We start from the raw sequence: 21,657 nt of genomic DNA, 5'->3' as shown, positions 1-21,657 counted from the left end.
ACCCGTAACCGGAGGTCCCTGCCGAGGGGTCCCGCCGCGCAGCGTAGGGCCGAAGTTGGGCCCCAGCGGCGGGACCTGTGCGTTGGTGACAGGCGGCCCACCGGTCACGGGAGTTGGCTGCGTGGGTCCAGGACTTGTTGGCGTGGGCGGCAGCGTCGTGACGCTGTCGATCTCCATGGACGTCTTGTCCGGAACCTGGCTAACAAATCCGGGGATTCCAGGCCGGACCGAGCCTTCTGCATTGTCACCGCCGCCAGCAACACCGCTGCTCTGCTGCGCGTCCGAATGCCGACCACCGTGACCAAGAGGAGCCCTGCCCGACTCTGTCGATCCCGACTCGGCCGCTCGTTCCCCAGAGGACGGCTGCGGCACATTCGCTTTCAGCATCGTCGGCAGCACCGGCTCCTTCACCCCGGCCAGCGACTGCTCCGACACCGCATAGAACGACGCCAGGCGGTTCATCTGGTTGATGCCCTCCTGGCGGTTCTCCTCCACCTGCACAGCCCGCTTGTACTCCGGGTTGTCGTCCCTCTGTTCCGTGACCGGGAAGTCCTTGGGACGCCGGCGATCAGCCCGGGTGTCGCGGGGCGGCTTGGCGCTGCGGACCGATGTCAGACCGGTCGCCGCGACGGTCATCTGGGTGCCGACGACGTTCGCGAACGAACCCAAGTCCCAGGCATACCTGGCCAGTTCAGTGCCATAGCTCTGGAAATTGGCGGCTGCCTCACCGTGCCAGTCCGTGGCCTTGACGAAGTCGCTCAGTTCCTGGGCCGCATCGTTAAGGCTCTTCTTTGCCCTTTCGAGGTTTTTGCCGGCGTTCTCCAGGTCCGAAGGGTTCGCACCGTCCAGCAGGTCGAGCATGTCGTTGAGGTCGCGCTCTTCGAAGCTCGTCCTGCCGAAGAACCCTCCGGAGGTGCCGAAGAAGAGTCCGCCCATGGACGACGCCATGCGCTCTGTGACGTCGACGACGCCGAACTCCGTCTGGATCTTGGTGGCGTCTTCGTTCTGCTGCTGCTCCTGGGGGGAAAGCGGCGGTTTCTTGTCGTCACTCATGTCTCATCACCCCAAGTCCTTCGTGCCGCCGGTGGCGTCCTGACGCGGCGCCTCGGGCACCCCGTTCTTCTCCTGCCGCTCCTGCTTCTCCCGAGCCTCGCGCTGCTCGTCCAGGCGTGTCTGGATCGTGTAGAAGCGGTGCCGCAGGTCTTCCTCGACGTTGTTGTAGCCGACATCGGCGGCGTGAACTCCGATGCTCAGCAGCTCTATCTGGTCCCCGAGGGACTTCGACAGTGAGATGAGCGACTTGTGCACCCGGTCGTACTGCTTGGAGAATCCCTCGGCCTCGTCGAACTTGCCGGGCCCGCTGAACGACGATCGCGGCACGCTCTGCGCCGCGATCTCACCCTTGCCTGCCGCGCCACTCTCGAACTCCGAGAGCAGAGTGTTGATCTGACTCTGGAATTTCTTCAAAGCGCCGACACCGCGCTCAAGATCACTTGCCATCGGAGCCCCCGCTCACGCCACACACCGACTCAGGCACGACGCCCGTTCCTCCCCGTTTGCTTCTGTCCTGCACAGCGATCACGGTGGACGAGCCTTCCCGGACCGGTCCTCCCCGTTCAATCGGTGATCGCACGTAACACTCTAACTACTCAGCCGTAAACGTCGAAGTGCGTTATCCATCACGTGACTTGACTGTGGCAACAGCTCCCTCAACCATCACCACTTTCACCGACTCTCCTCAACTCGCCGCGCCCGGCGACGTGAATCGCGCAGCGCGACCGATCCCCCCGTGATCGCGGCCACCAGGACGGCGCCCCCGACAAGGACGTACGTCGCGAGCCGGGAGTTCCGTTCCTCGGCGGATTCGCCCAGGTGGACCTCGGCCGGGGTCGGCGCGTCCGCGCGGGTCACACCTTCGTGTGCCACCGGCTCCTCGACGGGCTTGTCATCCTCCGTCAGCGCGCGGACCGGGTCCACGACTCCCCAGCCGACGAGCCGGTCACGGCCAGGGATGGAGCGCTCCGCCGTCTGCTGGATCTGGGCGACGATCTGCTTCTGGGTCCACTTCTCGTGCTTGCTCTTGATCAGAGCGGCGATTCCCGCGACGTACGGGGCGGAGAAGCTGGTGCCGTTGTCGGCGCAGTGGCCGCCCCCGGGGACGGTGGTGACCATGTCGACGCCCGGCGCCGCGATGCCCACGAAGTCGCCCGGCTGGGAGAACGGGGCCCGCTCGTTGTTGCGGTCGGACGCCGCCACGGCCAGTACGCCCTCGTACGAGGCGGGATAGGTCTTCTTGTCCTTACCGTCCACGCCGTCGTTGCCCGCCGAGGCGACGACCACGACGTCCGCCGCGAGGGCTGCGTTGACGGCCTGCTCCAACAGCTCCGTGGGCTTCACGGCGTTCGCCGTGTCCTGGGAGATGTTGATGACGTCGGCCTTCTCGCTGACCGCGTGGTTGATGGCGGTGGCGAGCGTCTCGGCGGTGCCGTTGCCGTAGGCGTCGTTCTGCTGGATCGGGATGATCGTGGCGTCGGGCGCGAGACCGACGAAGCCGGTGTCGTCACCGGGGCGCGCGGCGATGATGCCGGCGACCTTGGTGCCGTGGCCGACGACGTCGGTGGTGCCGTTCGCCTTGCCGCGTTCGAGCTTGTTCCCGCTGTCGTCCTTGGCGCCCGCGGGGATCAGATTGCGACCGCTGCCGACATCGACCGCCTTGGTCAGTTGAGGGTTCTTGATGTCGACGCCGGTGTCGATGACGGCGACCCGCACGTTCTTGCCGGTCGACTGCTTCCACAGTTCGTCCATCAGCACGCGCTGCAAGGACCACGGCCGGCCCGCGTAGTTCTTCCCGGGGAAGTCGCACTGGCCCGTGTCCGCCGTCGCGGTGGGCGCCGACAGCGTCACGAGCGAGAGCGCGGTGATGGCCAGCACCGTCGTCCCGGAGGCCAACTTGCGGTACGTCGATGGCGAGTTGGACCTGCGCGCATGCGTCCGCATGTGGGTGTACGTCATGGTTCCCCCGCCCCTCACGAACCCTGCGGCTGGCCCGCGGCGCTGGTCGACAGTCGCGGCCCCGTCGGCAGGAACGAGGACCAGGCGGCCGGTACGGGCGCCGCGTCCACGTTTTGGTAACCGAGCCTGTTCTGCGCCTTCTGCACCTCGTTCTGGCGGTCCTGCTTGTCCTTCTCCGAGCCTGACTCGCCGATTCCCGAGTCCTCCGTCGCGTTGTCGCCGTTGGACTGCATCGCGTACCGCAGGCCGGTGTCGGTCACCAGGAAGAGGAAGCCGGACTTGGTCGAACCACCCGTGAACTGACGAAACAGCTGGCCCGATCCGGGGGTGACGTACGCGCTCGTGGCCCCGGTCGCCAGCGTTGCCGGGAAGCCGGTGCCGGCCCAGGTGGTGAGCGTGGTGTCGCCGCTGTCCGGGTCGACCTTGCCAAGCACGTTGCACACGGTGTTACGGCTTCCCTCCGACGTACTGGCGGAGTTGACGGCGTCGGGGCTGTCCTCGGGCCAGTCGTTGTCCTGCCCGAACGGCTCGCCGGGCCGGAACGTCGCGGCGCTCACGGACGTGGCCTCGCCGCTCTGACCCACGTCGATCAGATCGGGGCCGTTGAGCAGGAGCTTCGCGGTGAAGTCGGAGATCGGGGCAACCCGTCCTTCGAGGACGAGGTACTGCTGGTTCTTCGTCCCGTCCGCCGCGGTGAGGATGGTGCCGATCTTGTCGAGATCCGGATCCAGGTCGCCCCCGACGCCCGCGTCGACGCCGGGAGTTCCGTCGATCTCGGGGAAGTCGACGGCGTCGCCCTTGTGCAGTGTGGCCAGCCACGCGGCGGAGACGCGCTGTGGTTCACGCGTGTCTCCGACGAGGACCTGGAGCAGCACCTCGTCCTTCGCGTCGACGGCGTACGCCTTGCCGGCCCGGTCCACGATGTAGCGGGCCTCGTCGGGCCCCTCCACGTACATCAGCTCACCGCCGGTCAGCTGGTTCGCGCCCTCGGTCTTCTTCTGCTCGCGCTCCGCGAAGACGAACGCGGCCTTCTCGATGGCCCGGCCGCCCTCGCCGGGGCGCTCGCAGACCGCCCAGCGCTTGGCGGCGCCGGCCTCCTTGGCGTCGGGCAGCCGGTCGGGAGCGTACGGAATGCCGAGGGTGGCACCGTGCGGGATCTTGCCGTTGTCCAGCACGGACTCGTCGACGTTGATGACCTTGCCCTTGTCCGGGTCCAGGAGGAGCTTGGCCGACGACATGTTCAGGACCGGGTGGAGCTGGATCTTCTTGCCGGTCTTCAACACCACATAACGGGTGGTCGACTTGCTGGCGATGATGACGTTCTCGCCAGGTGTGTCCCACTGCTTGGGCGCCACCGGCTTGAACATCCCCCAGGCGCCGAAGACCGCCAGGATGACCACGGCGACGATCATCCCGGGCACCACCCCGCGCAACGGGCGGGGCGCGCCTTCCTCGGAGCCGGTCGAGTTCGGCTGCACGAACTGCGCGATCAGCCTTCGCTTCGCGAAGGTGTAGGCGTTGAGTTCGTCCCGTCGTGATGCCATCTGTCCGCTGTCCCTCTCCCCCACTGCGCGGCCGGCTCCCTCTCCTCTCAAAGAGGGCCACCGTCGTTCCGGCCCCCTACTATGCATGCTGGAGATCACGCCTCACTGCTCAGGTAGGGTGATCGCCCGGTCAACGGCCCACGGGGAAACGGCCATTACGGACAGAGGGGGCAACGCGGGGATGGGTACGGCGACGCGCGCACGCGATGGGCGGACTTCCGGACAGCCCCCCGGCCCTTCCCGATCTTCCCGGCGGCAACGCCGCAACGCCCCCGGCACCGGCCCGGTGCCCCCGGTGGGCGCCACCCCGCCCCGTGCCCCGGCGACGACCACCCTGCGCCCGCTGTCCCGCACCAGCCACGTCGGCCCCTTCCAACTGAGGCAGTTGGTACAGGTCGAGCTGGCGCTCGCGCTGGCCGCCGTCGGTGCCGTGCTTGGCGGCTTGTGGCTGGTCCCCACTGTCGCCGTCGCCTGTGTGCTCGTCGTGTTCGCCGTACTGCGCCGTCGCGGCCACGCCGTCCAGGACTGGCTCTCCACCGTCCTGTCCCTCCGTGCGCGCGAGAGGGCCGCCGAGCCCGCCGCTGTAGAAGTCGATCCTTCGCTGGCCCCGGTGACGGAGGGCATCCCGGCGTTGCGCCCGTACACGTACGTCGACCGGGACCGCCGCACGGTCGGGATGCTCGGCGACGGGAGCTTCCTGACGGCGGTCGTACGGGTCGAGGCGAGCGGGTCCGCGCTGCGGCCCGCCTTCGGCGCGCGGGCGCTGCCGCTGTCGCTCCTGGGCGGCGCCCTGGAGGTCGACGACATCAAGCTGGAATCGGTCCAGCTGGTGCAGCAGGTGCGTTCCGCGCCCGCGCCGCATCTGCCGCAGCAGTCGGTGGCCCGGCTCTCGTACATCCCTCTTCAGGAGAAGACCGGTGCCCCGGCCCTGCGGTTGACGTGGGTGGCGGTGAAGCTCGATCCCGAGCTGTGCAAGGAGGCGGTGGACGCGCGTGGGGGCGGCGTCGAGGGCGCCCAGCGCTGCCTCGTACGGGTCGCGGACCACGTAGCGAGCCGAATCACCGGAGCGGGCTTCCGGGCCGTCGTGCTGGACCAGGAGGAGCTGAACTCCACGATCGCGACATCGGCCTGCGCCAGCCCCGCTCAGGCGGCCCTCGCGGGCCGCCCCGACGTCTCCCCGACGCGGCGCACGGCCGAGACGGCGCGCGTCTGGCGGTGCGACGACCGGTGGCACACGACGTACGCGGTGGGCCGCTGGCCCGAGTTGGGGCGCGGGGCGGCTCCGCTGCCGAAACTGGTGGCGTTGCTCACCGCCACGCCGGCGTACGCGACGACCTTCAGCCTCACCCTGCGGCGCGGCGCCCACCTGGGCACGATGTCCGTGAACGGCCACGTCCGGATCACCGGTGGCAGCGACACCGAACTGGTCGGCGTGCGGCGGCTGTTGGAGCAGGCGGCTCGGTCGGCCAAGGTGGGACTCGTACGCCTCGACCGGGAGCAACTGCCGGGAGCCCTCGCCACACTTCCTCTGGGAGGCGCCCGATGAGCGGGCTGCGTACGTTGCTCGGCCCGCGCCACGCGGGTCACACGATGCCCGCCGACGAACTCGGCGCGCTCTCCCTGCCGGTCGGCGACGACGGCGTGGTGATCGGTGACGACGCGGAGGGGCACCCCCAGATGGTGGGGTTCCACCGCTCCGCGCCGTACGACGTCCTGCTGATCGGCGGCCTCTGGACGGCGCAGGTGATCGCGCTCCGCGCGGCGGGCACCGGGGCGCGTGTGGTCGTCGAGACGGGTCGCGCCCAGGCGTGGACGCTGCTGGCGCAGGCCGCCGGCGCGGGGCTGGAGTGCATCACCCTGCACGACGTGGGGCGGGTGCCGCCGCAGGGAGCGACGGTGGGCAGCCCCGTGGTGGTCGTACGGGACGCGGGCATGCGGCCGCCCCGTGGCCGGGTGGTGTCGGGCCCGTGGCAGTCGGTGCTGACTCTGCTGCCGTATCTGAGCCCCGTGGCGCCCCGGTTGATGCGGAACTCGACGCTGGTGGGCATACAGCGGGTGTCGCCGCGCGAGGCGGAGCAGATCGGCCGGATTCTCGGACTGTCGTCCGCGGAGAGTGAAGCGCTGCCGACGCTGGCTGACGGCGTCACCCTGTGGTGTGCCGGACGCGAGCGTCACTGGGTGATGACGAGCCCCACGGACGCCGAGTCGGGTCTGCTGGGTACGGCCCGCAGGATGGACTGAGCCGCCTCTTAAGGACGGCGTACGGGGTTGGGTCCCCGACAGGAGTGACGGGGCGGCAATCGCCGGACCGGGCGTGCCGGGCGGATCTAGGATCCTTGGGAGCACGCGTCGGTGGGGCCGTCTGTCTCCGCCGGTGTGGAGATCGTTCAACTCAGCCGCTGTAGAAGGAAGGCCTGACCGATGGGGACCGCGCAGGAGAAGGACGAGCTGTACGCCCTCGACATCTCGGATGTCGAGTGGCTCAGCGCCCCGGGCACGAGCGGGGACGAGGAGCGGGTCGAGATCGCGCATCTGCCCGGCGGGGCGGTGGCGATGCGGTCGTCGGTGGATCCCGACACGGTGCTGCGGTACACCGAGGCGGAGTGGCGGGCGTTCGTACTGGGGGCGCGCGACGGGGAGTTCGACATCCGGTAAAGGTCTGGGTCCGTGCGGGAGAACTGAGTCGCAGGGCCGCGCCGGAGAGCTGCCCCGGAAAGCTTCGCCTCTGTAGGAAGACGAGTCCGGGCGGAAGCGGCAGAACATCTCGGTCCGGGCGTCACCGGATACGACCGTCCGGACCGAACCATGTTCCAGACGCCGATACCGGATTGTTGGGTCGCGCCCGGTCCGGCGTGAACGGGCGGGCATTCGTTCGCTGTTGTCATGATTCACCCCACCCTCTTCCTGACCGTCTGCCCCACCCGAATCACCCGGCGGCAAGGGGCGGCGTACGGGGCGGCGGACGACGGGTGGGCGGGCCTGCCGGAGTGGACTCGCGGGCGATTAGGGTGGGTCGGGGCACACGAGAACCCGCAGACATGTCGGGAGCGTCCCACAGGGTAGAGCCGGGCTGATCGCGCGACAGGGGTCGCCCCCACCCGACACGGCACAAGGGTGCTCGACCACACCAGGAGGCAAAGTGAACGGCGATCGGGACGAGATCCGTGGGGACTGGAACAATCCCGTCGATGATCAGTCCGACGCGGAGCCCGTTGAGCTGACGGGTGAGTTCACCATCGACTACACCCCGCCGGCCTGGTACACGCAGAACGCCTCCGGGGACTCGTCGGGCGATGGTGCGGGCCAGCGGAGCTCCACGCCTCCCCCGCCGCCTCCGAACGGGGCGCCGGTGGCCGTGCCGGGGCTGCCGGCGGGGAGCGGGTACGAGCCGAACTGGCCGCACCGACAGCCTCCGCCGCCGATCCCCGCGCAGGGCGCGCCCCTGTCGCCGTCCATCGATCCGGTGGTGCCAGCGACGCCTCCCGTGGTGCCCCCCGTCCCGTCAACCGACGGCGCCGCCGCGGCGGAGCCGTACGCGCAACCTTTCGGGGCCGGCGATGTGGAGAGCGGGGCGACCATGCGTTTCTCCCCCGCCTCGCTGAAGCGTGAGATGGCGGAGATCGAGAGCGCCAAGCGTGCGGCGCAGAGCGCCGAGGGCGACGCCGACGCTGATTCCGACGCGGGTGGGACCGGGGACGGTGCCGCTGACGGGGCGGGTGCCGATGCCCGTGCCGACGCTGATGCCCGTCCCGATCCCGGTGAGGACGAGGACGAGGGCAAGGGGAAGGGCGAGAGCGAGGGCGACAAGGACCGGGCCGGATCTGCCGAGTCCGATGTCGACGAGCCTGAGGGAAAGTCCGTCTCGACCGACGCCGACAGCAACACTGACGCAGAAGACGCGGCCGACTCCGGGGAACCCGCCGTAGCCGGCGCGGACATCACCGATCTCCCGGACGACCAGCGGGGCCGCCCCGCCGGGCCGACCGACGCCCCTGCCGCCGACGAACCGGCCGACGCCGTGCCCGCGGACGGGCCCTCCGACGCCGCTCCCCCGCTGGACACTCCGGCGGCACCGCCGGCGCCCGCGCTGCCGTGGTCACCGGCTCCGGTCGTTCCGGATTCCGGGCTGCCCCCGTTGCCGCCGGCCTTCCAGCCGGCCGCACCGGCGCCCGCGCCGCAGTGGCCCGCCGATCGCTCCCCGGCGCCCCAGTCGCAGTCTGTGTCGCAGGCCCAGCCTCAGTCTCCGCCGCCCGTGGTCTCACCGTCCCACGCACCCACGCAGCAACCTCCCTATGTGCCCCCGACCGCACCGGCCGCACCCGCCACCCCGGCGACTCCCGCCGCGACGGCGCAGCAGAGCGGCTACGGATTCCCGCAGCCGGGCCAGCAGGGACAGCCCGGTGGCCCCGCACCCTTCAACGCCGGGCCCAACGCACCGTACGCGCAGAGCGGTTACGGTTTCCCCCAGCCCAACCAGCAGGGACAGCCGGGGCAGCCGGGCCAGGCCGGGCACCAAGGCCCGCAGCAGGGCTACGGGTTCCCGCAACCGAGCCAGCCGGGGCAACCGGGGCAGCCGGGGCAGCCGGGGCCATCCGCCCAGCCCGCCCCGTACCCGCCCGTACAGCAGCAGTCGCCTCAGGCGCCCCACACCCCGCAGACGCCGCCCGCGCAGGCGCAGCAGCAACAGCCGCCGCACCTGCCCGTACCGGCGTCGCCGACGCCCAATCTCCCGGCCCAGCAGCACCAGCCGTACCAGCAACAGCAGGCGCACGGGGCCCCAGTTGCCCCGCCGGCGGACCCGCGCTCGGGTGCGGGCTGGCCGACGGCGATGGCGCACGACCAGCGCGAGCGTTCGGTGCCCGGCGCGCCGCTCGGCTACACCGCCGCCGTCGAGCTGTCGTCGGACCGCCTCCTGCGCAACAACAAGCCGAAGGCCAAGAGCAGCCGGAACCCCTCCGGCGCCTCCCGCTTCAAGATCGGGGCGAAGAAGGAGGAGGCGGAGCGGCAGCGCAAGCTGGAGCTGATCCGTACGCCGGTGCTCTCCTGCTACCGCATCGCGGTCATCAGCCTGAAGGGCGGCGTCGGCAAGACGACCACCACGACCGCTCTGGGCTCCACGCTGGCGACGGAGCGGCAGGACAAGATCCTGGCGATCGACGCCAACCCGGACGCCGGCACGCTCGGCCGCCGCGTACGCCGCGAGACCGGGGCGACGATCCGCGACCTCGTGCAGGCGATCCCGTATCTGAACTCGTACATGGACATCCGCCGGTTCACCTCACAGGCGCCGTCCGGCCTGGAGATCATCGCCAACGACGTCGATCCGGCGGTTTCCACGACGTTCAACGACGAGGACTACCGGCGCGCGATCGACGTGCTCGGCAAGCAGTACCCGATCATCCTCACCGACTCGGGCACCGGCCTCCTCTACAGCGCGATGCGTGGAGTGCTGGACCTGGCGGACCAGTTGATCATCATCTCGACCCCGTCGGTCGACGGGGCGAGCAGCGCGTCGACGACGCTGGACTGGCTGTCGGCCCATGGGTACGCGGACCTGGTGCAGCGCTCCATCACCGTCATCTCCGGCGTACGCGAGACCGGCAAGATGATCAAGGTTGACGACATCGTGCAGCATTTCCAGACGCGTTGCCGCGGGGTCGTCGTGGTGCCGTTCGACGAGCACCTGGCGGCGGGCGCCGAGGTCGACCTCGACATGATGCGGCCGAAGACGCGTGAGGCGTACTTCAACCTGTCCGCGCTGATCGCCGAGGACTTCTCGCGCGCCCAGCAACAGCAGGGGCTGTGGATGACGGACGGCAACCCGCCGCCGCACCTCGCGCCGCCGATGCCGGGACACCAGGGCCAGCAGCAAGGCCAGCACCCGGGTCAGCCGCAGGCGCAGCCGCCGTACGGGCAGCCGGGCCAGCAGGCGCCGGGGCACGGCCACGCGCCGTACGGGCAGCCGCAGATGCCGGGGCAGTACGGGCAGCACGGCCACGGCCAGGCTCAGGGGCAGGCGCCGGGCGGGGTCCCGGGTCAGCCGGCGGGTCCCGGTCAGCCGTACCACCCGCAGCAGCCGCATCCACAACAGCAGGGCTGGCAGCAGTCGTTGCCCTCCCAGGCGCAGTCGTCCGGCAGCCCGGCCGGGCTGCCGCCGGGCCAGTACCCCGGCCAGCAGCCGGGCGCGCACCCCGGCGCACAACCGCTGCCGCAGCACCAGCCACAGAACCAGCAGCATCAGCAGCCGGGGCACCCCGGCCAACCTGGCCAGCCCGGACGTCCAGGCGCATCAGGTCAGCCGGAGTTGCAGGGGCCGGTTCCGCCGGCCGGCTGGCCGTCACAGGAGCCTCCGCAGGCTCCGCCAGCGCCTCAGCAGTAAGGCGTCAGAGGTCGAGACCAATGAGGGGCCGCACCGTGTTCACGGTGCGGCCCCTCATCGCATTCCCGCAGCCCACACGGGGTTTCGACGCCCGTTGACGTGGCCCGATCAGCGCTGATAAACCTTCGCTTCACCAGTTGGTGAGCTGAAGTCAACGCAGCCGCCGCTGCCGGACAACGCGAGCAACCGATCCACGCCGCCGCTTCGAGTGACCGCTCGGACCGTCGGCAATCCCGACCACCCGTCTCCAGCCGCTCACTTCTCTCGTCCCCGCGTGGCCCGCTTGTCTGTTCTTCTTCTCAACTCAGTCTCCGCTTATATGCTTCTCTGTTTCTCCGTGCGAGTGATGACGCGAGGTCACGATCCATGGTCACAAGGATTCCGCCGCGTACGACGCGGCAGCCCACCCGGCAACGCATTCGATTCCGTCTCTTCCTGGCCTCCGGTGCCGCCGCCACGGCGATAGCCGCGGGTTCCGTGATCCCGCTCAGTCCGTTGCTGCCCGCGGCCCCCCAGGCCCAGGCCGCGCCGAACACCCTGAACGCGCCCAAGGCCCTTAAGGCACCCATGGCCCCGGCGGCGGCCGACGGCAAGAAGGTCCTGACGGTCGCCGTCGACCAGAGCGTCGACTCGCTGAGCCCGTTCCTGGCGCAGACACTCCTCGCCACCAGCGTCCACCGGCTGAGTTACGAGTACCTGACGAACTACGACGCCAAGGACGCCAGCACGATTCCCGGCTTCGCCACCAAGTGGGCATCCTCGCCGGACAAGTTGACGTGGACCTTCACCATCCGCGACGACTCCAAGTGGTCCGACGGCAAGCAGGCCACCGCCGAGGACGCGGCCTGGACCTTCAACAAGATGATGACGGACCCGAACGCCGCCACGGCGAACGGCAGCTTCACGTCGAACTTCAAGAAGGTCACCGCCCCCGACCCCACGCAGCTCGTCATCGAGCTCAAGAAGCCGCAGGCCACGATGACGTCGCTCGACGTGCCGATCGTGCCCAAGCACATCTGGGAGAACGTCGACGACTTCTCCAAGTTCAACAACGACAAGAAGTTCCCGATCGTGGGCAACGGCCCCTACGTCATTGAGGACTTCAAGGTCGACCAGTACATCCGGCTGAAGCCGAACAAGGACTTCTGGCGCGGCGCCCCGAAGTTCGACGAGCTGGTCTTCAGGTACTACAAGGACAAGGACGCCGCGGTCGCCGCCCTCCAGAAGGGCGAGGTCTCGTTCGTCTCCGGCCTGACGCCGGCCCAGGCCGCCGCGCTCGGCAACGCCGAGAACATCAAGGTCAACGACGCCCCCGGACGCCGCTTCTTCGCGCTCGCCACCAACCCGGGCGCGAAGGCGAAGGACGGCGAGAAGTTCGGCAACGGCCACAAGGCGCTGCTCGACCCGGACGTCCGCAAGGCGCTGTTCCACGCCGTCGACCGCAAGACGATCGTCGACAAGGTCTTCCAGGGCCACGCCGTGGAGGGGCAGGGCTACATCCCGCCGCGCTTCGACTCGTACTTCTGGCAGCCCTCGGACACCCAGAAGATCGACTACGACCCGGCGAAGGCCGCGGACCTCCTCGACAAGGCGGGTTATGAGAAGAACGGCAGCGGCAAGCGCGTCGGCGACGACGGCAAGCCGCTCAACTTCCGTATCCTCTGCCACGCCACGGACCCGAACGACAAGGCCGTCGGCAAGTACCTCCAGGAGTGGTGGGGCGACCTCGGCATCGGCCTTGAGGTCGAGTGCCTGGACAACGTGTCCGACCCCTGGCTCGCGGGCAACTACGACCTCGCCTTCGACGGTTGGTCGGTCAACCCGGACCCGGACTTCGTCCTGTCGATCCACACCTGCGGCGCTCTCCCCGCCACGGCGAAGGACACCGGCGCGACGGACAACTTCATCTGCGACAAGCAGTACGACGACCTGTACGCGAAGCAGGCGGTCGAATACGACGTCGCCAAGCGCACCGACCTCGTCAAGCAGATCCAATCGCGCCTGTACGACACCGGGTACATGAACGTCATGGTCTACCCCAACGCCGTCGAGGCGTACCGGACGGACCAGATCAAGTCCATCACGACCATGCCCGAGGCCGCGGGCAACATCTGGGGCCAGGACGGTTACTGGAGCTGGTGGTCCGCCGTACCTGCCGACGGGACCGGCGAGGCGAGTTCGGACAGCGGCTCGTCCACCGGCACGGTGATCGGAATCGGCGCCGCGGTCGTGGTCGTGGCGGCACTCGGGCTCTTCTTCATGATGCGGCGCCGTTCCACCGCCGAGGACCGTGAGTAGGACTGTGGGCAGGAAAGACACCGCATGAGCAGCGCACGCACCCCCGGTGTGGTGCGGGACGCCGTCGACGGCCCGGTCAAGACCGGGCCGTCCGGCGGGCCCCGCACCCGCGCCAGGGGCCATCGGACCGACTATCTGCTGTACGTGGCGGGCAAGTTGGGCGGCGCGGCCGTCTCACTGTTCGCCGTTCTCGTCACCAGCTTCTTCCTGTTCCGGATCATCCCCGGCGACCCGGTGAAGGCCATGACCCATGGCAAGCCGACGTCGCTGGAGCAGATGGCCACGTTGCGCAAGCAGTTCGGCCTCGATCTGCCGATGTGGCAGCAGTTCACCGAGTACTGCGCGAAGGCGTTGACGGGTGACCTGGGGACCTCGTACCAGTTCCACGCCCCCGTCGGCGAACTGATCGTCGAGAAGCTGCCCGCGACACTGCTGCTGACGGGCGTCGCCGTACTGATCTACTCGACGCTCGGACTTTGGCTCGGTACGCGCTCCGCGTGGCGGCACGGCGGCCTCGGCGACAAGGTCAACACGGGTGTGGCCCTCACACTCTGGTCCGTACCGTCGTTCTGGCTGGGGCTCCTGCTGATCATCGTGTTCTCGGTGGGCATCGGGCCGATTCCCGGGATGTTCCCCAGCGGCGGGATGCAGTCGGGGAACGAGACCGGCTTCGCGCATGTGCTCGACGTGGCGCACCACATGGTCCTGCCGGTGGTGACGCTGGTGGCGGTCGGTTACGCGCAGACGCTGCTGGTGATGCGGTCCTCGCTGCTGGACGAGATGGGCAGCGACTATCTGACGACGGCGCGGGCGAAGGGCCTGCGGGACGATCTCGTACGGCGCCGGCATGCCGTGCCGAACGCGATGCTGCCGACGGTCACGATGATTTTCATCAACTTGGGCCACGTTGCCGCCGGTTCGATCCTCGTCGAGACGGTCTTCTCGTGGCCGGGCCTCGGCGGACTCTTCTACCAGGCGCTGAGCGTGCCCGATCTGCCGGTCGTTCAGGGGCTGTTCGTGGTCTTCGCCGGCGCGATGATCCTGATGAACCTGCTGGCCGATCTGCTCTATCCGCTGCTCGATCCCCGGGTGGGCCGATGACCATCGACAAGACACCGCCGAATCCCTCCGAGCCCACGGAGCCCGCAGAGCCCGCAGAGCCCTCGGGGCAGGTGCCGGAGACGAACGAGACCGCGAAGGCGACCACGGCGAAGCCCACGGCCCCGTCCGCCTCGTCACTCGCGTGGGCGCGGCGCCGCGGCTCCGTGTCCCGCTTCTGGCGCCAGTACCGTACGCACCGCGCCGGCCTCATCGGTCTCGCCGGCCTCGCGGTCATCGCCCTGATCGCGCTGACGTCGCCGCTGTTCATCGGCGGCGACGTGCAGAGCGTCACCGACGCGCCGGGCACGGCGCTGGAGAGCCCGAGCGGCGAATTCCCGCTCGGTACGGACCAGTTCGGCCGGTCGCTGCTCGGACTGCTGATCTGGGGCGCCCGGATCTCCCTGGTCGTCGGGCTGCTCGCCGCGGCGTTGTCGGTGGCGATCGGCACCCTCGTCGGCATCATCGCCGGGCACTACGGCGGCTGGTTCGCGACGGTCGTCATGCGGATCACCGACTGGTTCCTGGTGATGCCCGCGCTCGTACTGGCGATCGTGCTGGCGACTGTGATGTCGCGCAGCATCTGGACGGTCATCCTGGCGATCGGGGTGACGGCGTGGCCCACGACGGCGCGCCTCGTGCGCGCGCAGACCATCGCGGTCGAGTCGCGCCCGTACATCGAACGGGCCCAGGCGCTCGGCGGCGGGCACGGTCACATCATGACGCGCCACGTGCTGCCCAACGTGATGCCGCTGGTCCTCGCCCAGACCACACTCGGAATCTCCACCGCGATCCTGACGGAGGCGACGCTGGCGTTCCTCGGGCTCGGCGATCCGTCGGTCGTCTCCTGGGGCGGCATGCTCCAGGACGCCCGGGAGGCGGGCGCCGTCTCGTCGGGACACTGGTGGTATCTGGCGCCGCCCGGTATCGCGATCGCGCTCGTCGCGCTCGCGTTCACGCTCTGCGGCCGTGCGATCGAGGCCGTGCTCAACCCGAAGCTTGGGGTGTCCCGTTGACCGAATCACCGAAGGCAGAGACCGCGAAGGGGGCGGGGCCCGGCCCGGCGTCCAGTCTGCTGGAGATCAGGGATCTGCGGGTCACGTACGGTACGGGGCCCTCCGCCGTCCCCGCCGTACGGGGCGTGGATCTCGTCCTCGAAGCGGGCCGCAAGCTCGGCATCGCGGGCGAGTCCGGCTGCGGCAAGTCCACCCTGGCGCTGGCTCTGCTCCGGCTGCTGCCCGCCTCTGCGAAGCTGACCGGCCAGGTGCTGCTCGACGGGGAGGACGTCCTCACCATGAAGTGGGGCAGGCTGCGCGCCGTGCGGTGGGCCGGGGCCTCGATCGTCTTCCAGGGCGCCATGCACTCGCTGAACGCCGTGCACCGGATCGGCGACCAGATCGCCGAACCGGTGCTGTTGCACCGCGGCGCCACGCCCGCCGCCGCGCGACGGCGCACCGTGGAACTCCTGGAACAGGTCGGCCTGCCGGCCACCCGCGCCGACGCCTATCCGCACGAGCTGTCCGGCGGGCAGCGGCAGCGCGTGATGATCGCGATGGCACTGGCCTGTGATCCCCGGCTCATCGTCGCTGACGAGCCGACGACGGCCCTCGACGTGATGATCCAGGCCCAAATCCTGCGACTTATCGAGCAGTTGGTCGCCGAGCAGGACATCAGCCTGCTGATGATCAGTCACGACCTGGCGGTGCTCTCCGAGACCTGTGACCGGCTCGCCGTGATGTACGCGGGCCGGATCGTCGAGGAGGGGCCGGCGAAGTCGGTGTACGACGCCGCCGAGCACCCGTACAGCCGCGCGCTCTCCGCGGCGTTCCCCCGGATCGGGGACCTTTCCTCGCGGCGTGCGCCGCGCGGTCTGCCGGGCGACCCGCCGGATCCTTCGGCGCTGCCGTCGGGCTGTACGTTCCATCCGCGCTGCCCCGTCGCGCTGGATGAGTGCGCGCGGGAGGACCAGCCGCTGCGGGAGGCGGGACCGGGCCGCCGCGCGGCATGCGTGCACGTCGCGGCGGCGGTGCCTGCGCAGGTGCCGACGTCGCCCGTGGAGCGAACGCCATGACGTCCGCCCGCGCCGACGGGGCGGCCGGCGGCACCCGTGTCGACACCGTGCCCGCACCGTCCCGCTCGTACGGCCGCCGGGCGGCCACCCGTCAGGAGCCAGTCATGACCACCACGCCCACGCCTCTGCTCTCGGCCACGGGGCTGCATGTCACATTCCCCGGGCGGCGCGGCGCCCCGGCGGCGCGGGCCGTCGACGGCGTCGATCTGGACATCGGCGGCGGCGAGATCGTCGCTCTGGTCGGGGAATCGGGCTGCGGCAAGACCACGCTCGCGCGGACGCTGCTGGGCCTGGTGCCGCCGACGACGGGCGGCATCACCTTCGGTGGCGTTCCTCTCGGCCGCCAGTCCGCCGCTCTCAAGGCGTACCGCAAGCGTGTCCAGCTGGTGCTCCAGGACCCGAGCGGTTCGCTGAACCCACGGCACACGGTGTACGACGCTGTCGCCGAGGGCCTGCGCATCCACCGCTACAAGGGCGACGAACGGGAGGCTGTCGCCGAGGCGCTGTCCCTCGCGGGGCTCCGGCCGCCGGAGCGGTTCTTCCTGCGCTATCCGCACGAGCTGTCGGGTGGTCAGCGTCAGCGAGTCGTCATCGCCGGCGCGCTGGTCCTGAAGCCCGAACTGATCGTCGCCGACGAACCCGTGGCCTCGCTGGACGCCTCCGTACGGGGCGAGATCCTGGCGCTGCTGCTGTCGCTCCGCGACGAACTCGGCCTGTCCGCCCTGGTCGTGACGCACGACCTCGGGCTGGCCTGGAACATCGCGGACCGGGTGGCCGTGATGTATCTGGGCCGGATCGTCGAGACGGGGCCGGTGGAGCGGGTGCTGACGTCCCCTCAACATCCATATACGCAGGCACTGTTGTCCGTGCTGCCGGAGTCCGGGGCCGAGACGGTCGTCCTGGCGGGCGAGCCGCCGGACCCGTCGCGCATCCCGGGCGGCTGCCGTTTCCACGCGAGGTGTCAGATCCTCGCCTCGGGTGAGGCGGAGCGCTCCGGTGTCGCCACCAAGTGCCGCACGGAGGCCCTGCCTGTGCTGACCGGCGGCGACACGACCCAGGTCGCCTGTCACTGGGCCGCTGCCGCCGACACGGCTGGCGCGGGGAGCGGGAAGGTGCTCTGAGCCGGGCGTCGTGGAGCCCCAACTCGGACGTACGGTGCCTGTAGTTGGGGCTTCGCGCGGTCGCGTCAGCGCGCGTCGTACGCGGCGACGAGGTCGCGCGAGCGCTTCACGTCGTCGGCGATGGCGTCGAGAAGTGACTCGATGGAGTCGAACGTCCGCTGGGGCCGTACGTAGGACAGGAAGTCCACGGCGACGTGGAGCCCGTACAGGTCGAGGCCCACGCGGTCGATGGCGTACGCCTCCACGGTCTGCTCCGTGCCGTTGAACTGTGGGTTCGTACCGACCGAGATCGCCGCCGGCATCCGCTCACCGTCGGCGGTCAGCCAGCCCGCGTACACGCCGTCCGCCGGGATCGCCGTGTGCGGCAGGGTCTCCACATTGGCCGTCGGGTAGCCCAGCTCACGCCCGCGCTGCGCGCCGCGCACCACCACGCCCTCGACCCGGTGCGGCCTGCCCAGGATCTCGGCGGCGCCGTCGACGTCGCCCTCGGCGATCAGCCGCCGGGTCAGGGTTGACGAGAAGGGCTCGCCGCCGCCCGCCGCACCGGTCACGTACAGGTCGATGACTTCGACCTCGTAGTCGTACGTCGCGCCCAGCTCGGCCAGGAAGCCCACGTTGCCGGCCGCCCGATGGCCGAAGCGGAAGTTCGGCCCCTCGACGACGGCGCTCGCGTGCAACTTGTCGACCAGCACCTTCACGATGAAGTCGGCGGGCGACAGCTTCGAGAACTCGGCGGTGAACGGCAGGACGAGCACGGCGTCCACACCCAGCTCCGCCATCAGCTCGCCCCGCCGGTGGTGCGGCGCGAGCAGCGGCGGGTGGGTGCCGGGCCTGACGACCTCGCTCGGGTGCGGGTCGAACGTCACGACCACCGAGGCGACGCCCAGCTGCCGTGCCCGCTCGACGGTGCGCCCGATGATCAGCTGGTGTCCGCGGTGCACCCCGTCGTAGGAGCCGATGGTGACGACGCTGCGTCCCCAGTCCTGGGGGATGTCCTCCAAGCCGCGCCAGCGCTGCACTGTGACCGCTCTCCTCGCCCGAACCCGTGTACGTGAATGCCTCTTACGCAGGTCTAAGACTGCCATGCCCGTGGCTTTTGACCCGCATCGGCATCGGGGTAGCCAACGACAGGACGGACTTGCGGGCACTGGGCCCGATCACGGTCGCCCACTGGCACGGGTCCTCGGTCAGCCAGGTGGCGACGAGTGCGGCGAAGCCGGGCATCTCACGGCCGAGATCCACCAGCCGTCGGTCGAAACGCGTGGCCCCGTCGGGGGTGCGGACGGACAGCAGCCCGGTGCGGAGCACGAGGTCGCGGGTGGCGGCCTCGGACCGCTCGGCGCACCCGGTGGCGGCGGCCCGCAGCAGGGCGTCCAGCACGGGCGTCTCCTGCGCCGCCTCGGCGCCGTGCGGGTCGACGCCATGACGGCGCTCGTACGCCAGGAGTACGTCGAGCAGCTCGGCCCGCAGCGGGCACGAGGCGCCGTTGCCGGGCGCCGCGAGTACGGGAACCAGCGCCGTACGCACCTCGACGGGACGGTGCAGGATCAGCCCCGTCACCAGGGGCAGGAGCGCCGCCCTGGCGGCGGGTCCGTGCGCGAGCCGACGGTCGACGAACTGGGCGGCGTGTTCGGCCGCTGCCGGCCTTCTGGCGACGTATTCGCTCACAAGTGCCGCGGCGTGGTGGGTGAGTTGGGGCTCCTGGAGTTCGGCGAGGACGGTCAGAGGGTCGGTGGGGTCGGCCGCGGGGTTGTGCAATCGCGCGCGGAAGGCGGCGAGGACGGTCTCGCAGTGCGTGCCGAGCGCGTCGCCGAGTGCGGTCGCCGGCGGCCCTGTGTCGTCTTGTACGAAGGCAGCCAGGGCCTCGTCCAGATGGCGCGGGCGAGTCACCGGGTCCCGTACGAGAAGACCGAGCGCCGCACCGTGCGTACGGGGGTCGTCCAAGAGGGCCAGCGCGGCGCGGCGCAGCAGTTCGCGGTCGGCGGCGCCGGTGACGTGGCGGGCGGTCGTCGCTGCGTGGACGGCGGCGGCCTCGTGGCGCTCGGGGCGCCCGTCGTGGGCCCAGCGGTCGACGGCGCGGCAGAGCGCCGACGGCTCGTCCTCGGCGAGGGCGGTGAGCAGTTCGTCGGCGCGGGGGTGGGCGGCGGCGACAAGCGCCTCGGTGAGGTCGTCGACGCCGAGGAACCGCCGTGAGTGCAGCAGAGCCTGCGCCGCGGTGGCGACGGTGGGCCGCACGGCCGCGTCGGGCCCCGTGGGCAGCCGGCGCTCGTCGGTGAACCAGCGGCACAGCAGTGGCTGTACGGCCCTGGGGTCGGCATCCAGCAGGTCGGCGGCGGCGTCCAGGTACCGCGAGCGGGCACCCGGCGCCTCGGGGGCACCGTCGGCGGGTAGCAGCAACCGCAGAAGGTCTATACGCGCGGCCTCGTCCACGCGCAACTGCGTCCAGAACCAAGGACCGAACTCGGCGAGCCCACCGAGACGGTGCGGCCCTCCTTCCCGCCCGGAGCGCCGAGTGATCCGTTCGGCGAGGCGCCTGAGCACCGGGAGGTACGGCCCCGCGTCCGGTACCCGCAGCAGTACCTCCCCGAGAAGGTGCGCGCCCCACCAACGGGCCTCGACGCGCCGGGCGCCGTCGGAGGCGACGGAGGCAAGGTGCGGCGCCCCGTCATTCGCTCCGTCGCCGAGGCGGTCCAGGGCGTCGATCAGACCGTCCAGCCGGTGTCCCAGCGCGACGGGGCCGCTATCGCGGCCGAGGAGCAGCAGAGCGTGCACGACGGGGCCGATGCGGTGCGTCGGGATCGACGGGGCCGCGCGGCGCGCGCCGTTGTGGCCCCCGACCGTCGCCGGGGTGCGCTGTGCGGGAACCGTCGGGCCGTCGGCCGAGCAGGCTTGATGAACGAGGATGTCCAGGGCGCCGTCGACGTCGAGGTGGGTGCCCTGGAGCCAGTCACCCAGTTCCTCGTGGGCGAAGCGGTATCCGTGCCCAGCCGGGACCAGCAGGCCCTCGGCGAGGACGGCGGCGGCCCAGCCCGTACTTCGCGGGAAGATCGCGTCGAACGCGTCGCGATCCAACTCGCCCCTTCCGGGGCCGAGACAGCGCCGTGCCGCCTCGTGCACCTGCCCCGCCACTCTCGCGGCCAGCCTCCTGACCGCCGCGCCGTGGAGCCTGGGCTCGGTCGCCCCGGCGAGCCGTTCCGCGATCCGCAGACAGGCGAGGTCCAGGTGCGCGGTGAAGATGTCCGCCCGGTCGGGGCGCCCCGGTACGTCGCCGCCGAGGGCGACTCGCAGCTCGCCCGTCAGACGGAGCGACAGGGGATGGACGGCCTCGGCGTCGGCGAGGGCCCCGCGGGGGACCCCGTACAGCTCACGCGCCCGTTGCGCCTCCGCCGGCCGCAGGTCGCCGATGCGTACGGCGGGAGGCAGTCCGCGCGCGGCGCGGGCCGGACGGTGGAGCACGTCCGGCGGCCAGAGCGCCCCCGCCCGCTCCCAGAACTCGGGGCGGCAGGCGACGACCAGCCTGGCGCCCTCGTCACGGAGCCAGTCGCCGGTGCGCCCCGTCCAGTCGGGCAGCGAGGGGGCCAACTGGGGCGGCATCTCTTCCGGTCCGTCGAGCAGGACGAGCAGCGCCCGCCCCGCGCGCCGTGCGACTCTGGCCACCTGCTCGGGTGTCGCCGACGCCGCGGCCCCCGGTGCCCCGGACGCGATCACGGTCCGGGCCGCCGCGCCGAGCGCGCGCCCCACGGCGTCGGCGAGGGACGCATCGCCGGCGCGCAGGTCGGCGCCGCGCAGCCGGACGGTGGGGGCCGGCGCCGCCCCGTGGACGCGTCGCTCGGCGAGTGCGGTGAGTTCCGTCGTACGGCCGGTTCCCGGATCGCCCACCAGGCCCAGGACAAGAGCGTCACAGCCCGTGGCGCCGCCGGTCGGCGCATCGGTGAAGGCGCTCAACTCGCGCGACGTGTTCACCCGTTGGACGAGCCCCGGCACATCAGCCGACCGACCTGCGGCCCCGGCCCTTCCCCCGGTCGCCGCCGTGAGGTGCAGCGCGCCGGCGAGGTTGAGATCGCGTCCGTAGCCCGGCACGGTGGCGTCGTTCAGACGGAGCAGGGCCGCGAGCGGCCCCGCCGGGTCCGTCGC

The 21,657-nt window shown here is 70.8% G+C and carries 15 protein-coding genes; 9 read left to right on the top strand and 6 right to left on the bottom strand.

What is annotated here, in order from left to right; all coding sequences use genetic code 11:
- The 4 genes from BHU15_RS34350 to eccB form a co-directional block, all read right to left on the bottom strand.
- A partial coding sequence (locus BHU15_RS34350) for a hypothetical protein (protein ID WP_069630698.1) occupies nt 1-1,053 on the bottom strand: 1,053 nt, incomplete at its 3' end.
- A gap of 6 nt (nt 1,054-1,059) precedes the next feature.
- The gene (locus BHU15_RS34345; RefSeq protein WP_171908506.1) at nt 1,060-1,500 is read right to left on the bottom strand and encodes a DUF2563 family protein; all 441 of its coding nucleotides are present in this window, start codon (nt 1,498-1,500) and stop codon (nt 1,060-1,062) included.
- Nucleotides 1,501-1,725: 225 nt separating this feature from the next.
- Nucleotides 1,726-3,012 (bottom strand): type VII secretion-associated serine protease mycosin, encoded by a 1,287-nt coding sequence (gene mycP / locus BHU15_RS34340; RefSeq protein ID WP_255293275.1) that lies wholly within the window; start codon nt 3,010-3,012, stop codon nt 1,726-1,728.
- Nucleotides 3,013-3,026: 14 nt separating this feature from the next.
- Entirely contained in the window at nt 3,027-4,556 is a 1,530-nt protein-coding gene (gene eccB, locus BHU15_RS34335; protein WP_069630697.1) for a type VII secretion protein EccB, read from the bottom strand.
- A gap of 181 nt (nt 4,557-4,737) precedes the next feature.
- On the opposite strand from eccB, the gene eccE reads away from it, so the two are divergent.
- The 9 genes from eccE to BHU15_RS34290 all read left to right on the top strand — a co-directional run bounded on the left by eccE (nt 4,738) and on the right by BHU15_RS34290 (nt 17,523).
- On the top strand, nt 4,738-6,102 hold the full coding sequence (eccE, locus tag BHU15_RS34330; protein ID WP_171908505.1) for a type VII secretion protein EccE: 1,365 nt from the start codon (nt 4,738-4,740) through the stop codon (nt 6,100-6,102).
- The gene (locus tag BHU15_RS34325; RefSeq protein WP_023538287.1) at nt 6,099-6,797 is read left to right on the top strand and encodes a hypothetical protein; all 699 of its coding nucleotides are present in this window, start codon (nt 6,099-6,101) and stop codon (nt 6,795-6,797) included. The genes eccE and BHU15_RS34325 overlap by 4 nt, the downstream gene beginning before the upstream one ends.
- Before the next feature lie 180 nt (nt 6,798-6,977).
- Nucleotides 6,978-7,211 carry a DUF397 domain-containing protein gene (locus BHU15_RS34320; RefSeq protein ID WP_069630696.1) on the top strand — a complete coding sequence of 78 codons (234 nt, stop codon included), beginning with the start codon at nt 6,978-6,980 and terminating at the stop codon, nt 7,209-7,211.
- 484 nt (nt 7,212-7,695) lie between these two features.
- Nucleotides 7,696-10,935: an SCO5717 family growth-regulating ATPase gene (locus BHU15_RS34315; RefSeq protein WP_069630695.1), complete on the top strand. Its 3,240-nt coding sequence runs from the start codon at nt 7,696-7,698 to the stop codon at nt 10,933-10,935.
- Nucleotides 10,936-11,301: 366 nt separating this feature from the next.
- Nucleotides 11,302-13,233: an ABC transporter substrate-binding protein gene (locus BHU15_RS34310; protein ID WP_069630694.1), complete on the top strand. Its 1,932-nt coding sequence runs from the start codon at nt 11,302-11,304 to the stop codon at nt 13,231-13,233.
- 24 nt (nt 13,234-13,257) lie between these two features.
- Nucleotides 13,258-14,334: an ABC transporter permease gene (locus BHU15_RS34305; RefSeq protein ID WP_023538291.1), complete on the top strand. Its 1,077-nt coding sequence runs from the start codon at nt 13,258-13,260 to the stop codon at nt 14,332-14,334.
- Nucleotides 14,331-15,347: an ABC transporter permease gene (locus tag BHU15_RS34300; RefSeq protein ID WP_079128577.1), complete on the top strand. Its 1,017-nt coding sequence runs from the start codon at nt 14,331-14,333 to the stop codon at nt 15,345-15,347. The genes BHU15_RS34305 and BHU15_RS34300 overlap by 4 nt, the downstream gene beginning before the upstream one ends.
- On the top strand, nt 15,344-16,402 hold the full coding sequence (locus BHU15_RS34295) for an ABC transporter ATP-binding protein (protein ID WP_069630693.1): 1,059 nt from the start codon (nt 15,344-15,346) through the stop codon (nt 16,400-16,402). The genes BHU15_RS34300 and BHU15_RS34295 overlap by 4 nt, the downstream gene beginning before the upstream one ends.
- A gap of 104 nt (nt 16,403-16,506) precedes the next feature.
- A complete protein-coding gene (locus BHU15_RS34290) occupies nt 16,507-17,523 on the top strand; it encodes an ABC transporter ATP-binding protein (RefSeq protein ID WP_069630700.1) in 1,017 nt (338 codons plus the stop codon).
- A gap of 65 nt (nt 17,524-17,588) precedes the next feature.
- On the opposite strand, the gene BHU15_RS34285 is transcribed toward BHU15_RS34290, so the two are convergent.
- Both BHU15_RS34285 and BHU15_RS39870 read right to left on the bottom strand, forming a co-directional pair.
- Nucleotides 17,589-18,542, bottom strand: coding sequence for a bifunctional riboflavin kinase/FAD synthetase (locus BHU15_RS34285; protein ID WP_171908503.1), 954 nt, complete (start codon nt 18,540-18,542; stop codon nt 17,589-17,591).
- Nucleotides 18,543-18,585: 43 nt separating this feature from the next.
- A partial coding sequence (locus BHU15_RS39870; protein WP_069630692.1) for a hypothetical protein occupies nt 18,586-21,657 on the bottom strand: 3,072 nt, incomplete at its 5' end.

Source organism: Streptomyces niveus, assembly GCF_001723055.1.
GTDB classification, from domain to species: Bacteria; Actinomycetota; Actinomycetes; order Streptomycetales; family Streptomycetaceae; genus Streptomyces; species Streptomyces niveus.
Note: the sequence above shows the minus strand (reverse complement) of the source record. Positions and strands in the feature narration are given on the sequence as shown.

Excerpts from the sequence above, each read along its gene's own strand:
- BHU15_RS34325 (WP_023538287.1), top strand. The coding sequence starts at position 6,099 with ATGAGCGGGCTGCGTACGTTGCTCGGCCCGCGCCACGCGGGTCACACG.
- BHU15_RS34305 (WP_023538291.1), top strand. The coding sequence starts at position 13,258 with ATGAGCAGCGCACGCACCCCCGGTGTGGTGCGGGACGCCGTCGACGGC.
- mycP (WP_255293275.1), bottom strand. The coding sequence starts at position 3,012 with ATGACGTACACCCACATGCGGACGCATGCGCGCAGGTCCAACTCGCCA.
- BHU15_RS34310 (WP_069630694.1), top strand. The coding sequence starts at position 11,302 with ATGGTCACAAGGATTCCGCCGCGTACGACGCGGCAGCCCACCCGGCAA.
- eccB (WP_069630697.1), bottom strand. The coding sequence starts at position 4,556 with ATGGCATCACGACGGGACGAACTCAACGCCTACACCTTCGCGAAGCGA.
- BHU15_RS34345 (WP_171908506.1), bottom strand. The coding sequence starts at position 1,500 with ATGGCAAGTGATCTTGAGCGCGGTGTCGGCGCTTTGAAGAAATTCCAG.
- BHU15_RS34300 (WP_079128577.1), top strand. The coding sequence starts at position 14,331 with ATGACCATCGACAAGACACCGCCGAATCCCTCCGAGCCCACGGAGCCC.
- BHU15_RS34290 (WP_069630700.1), top strand. The coding sequence starts at position 16,507 with ATGACCACCACGCCCACGCCTCTGCTCTCGGCCACGGGGCTGCATGTC.
- eccE (WP_171908505.1), top strand. The coding sequence starts at position 4,738 with ATGGGTACGGCGACGCGCGCACGCGATGGGCGGACTTCCGGACAGCCC.
- BHU15_RS34320 (WP_069630696.1), top strand. The coding sequence starts at position 6,978 with ATGGGGACCGCGCAGGAGAAGGACGAGCTGTACGCCCTCGACATCTCG.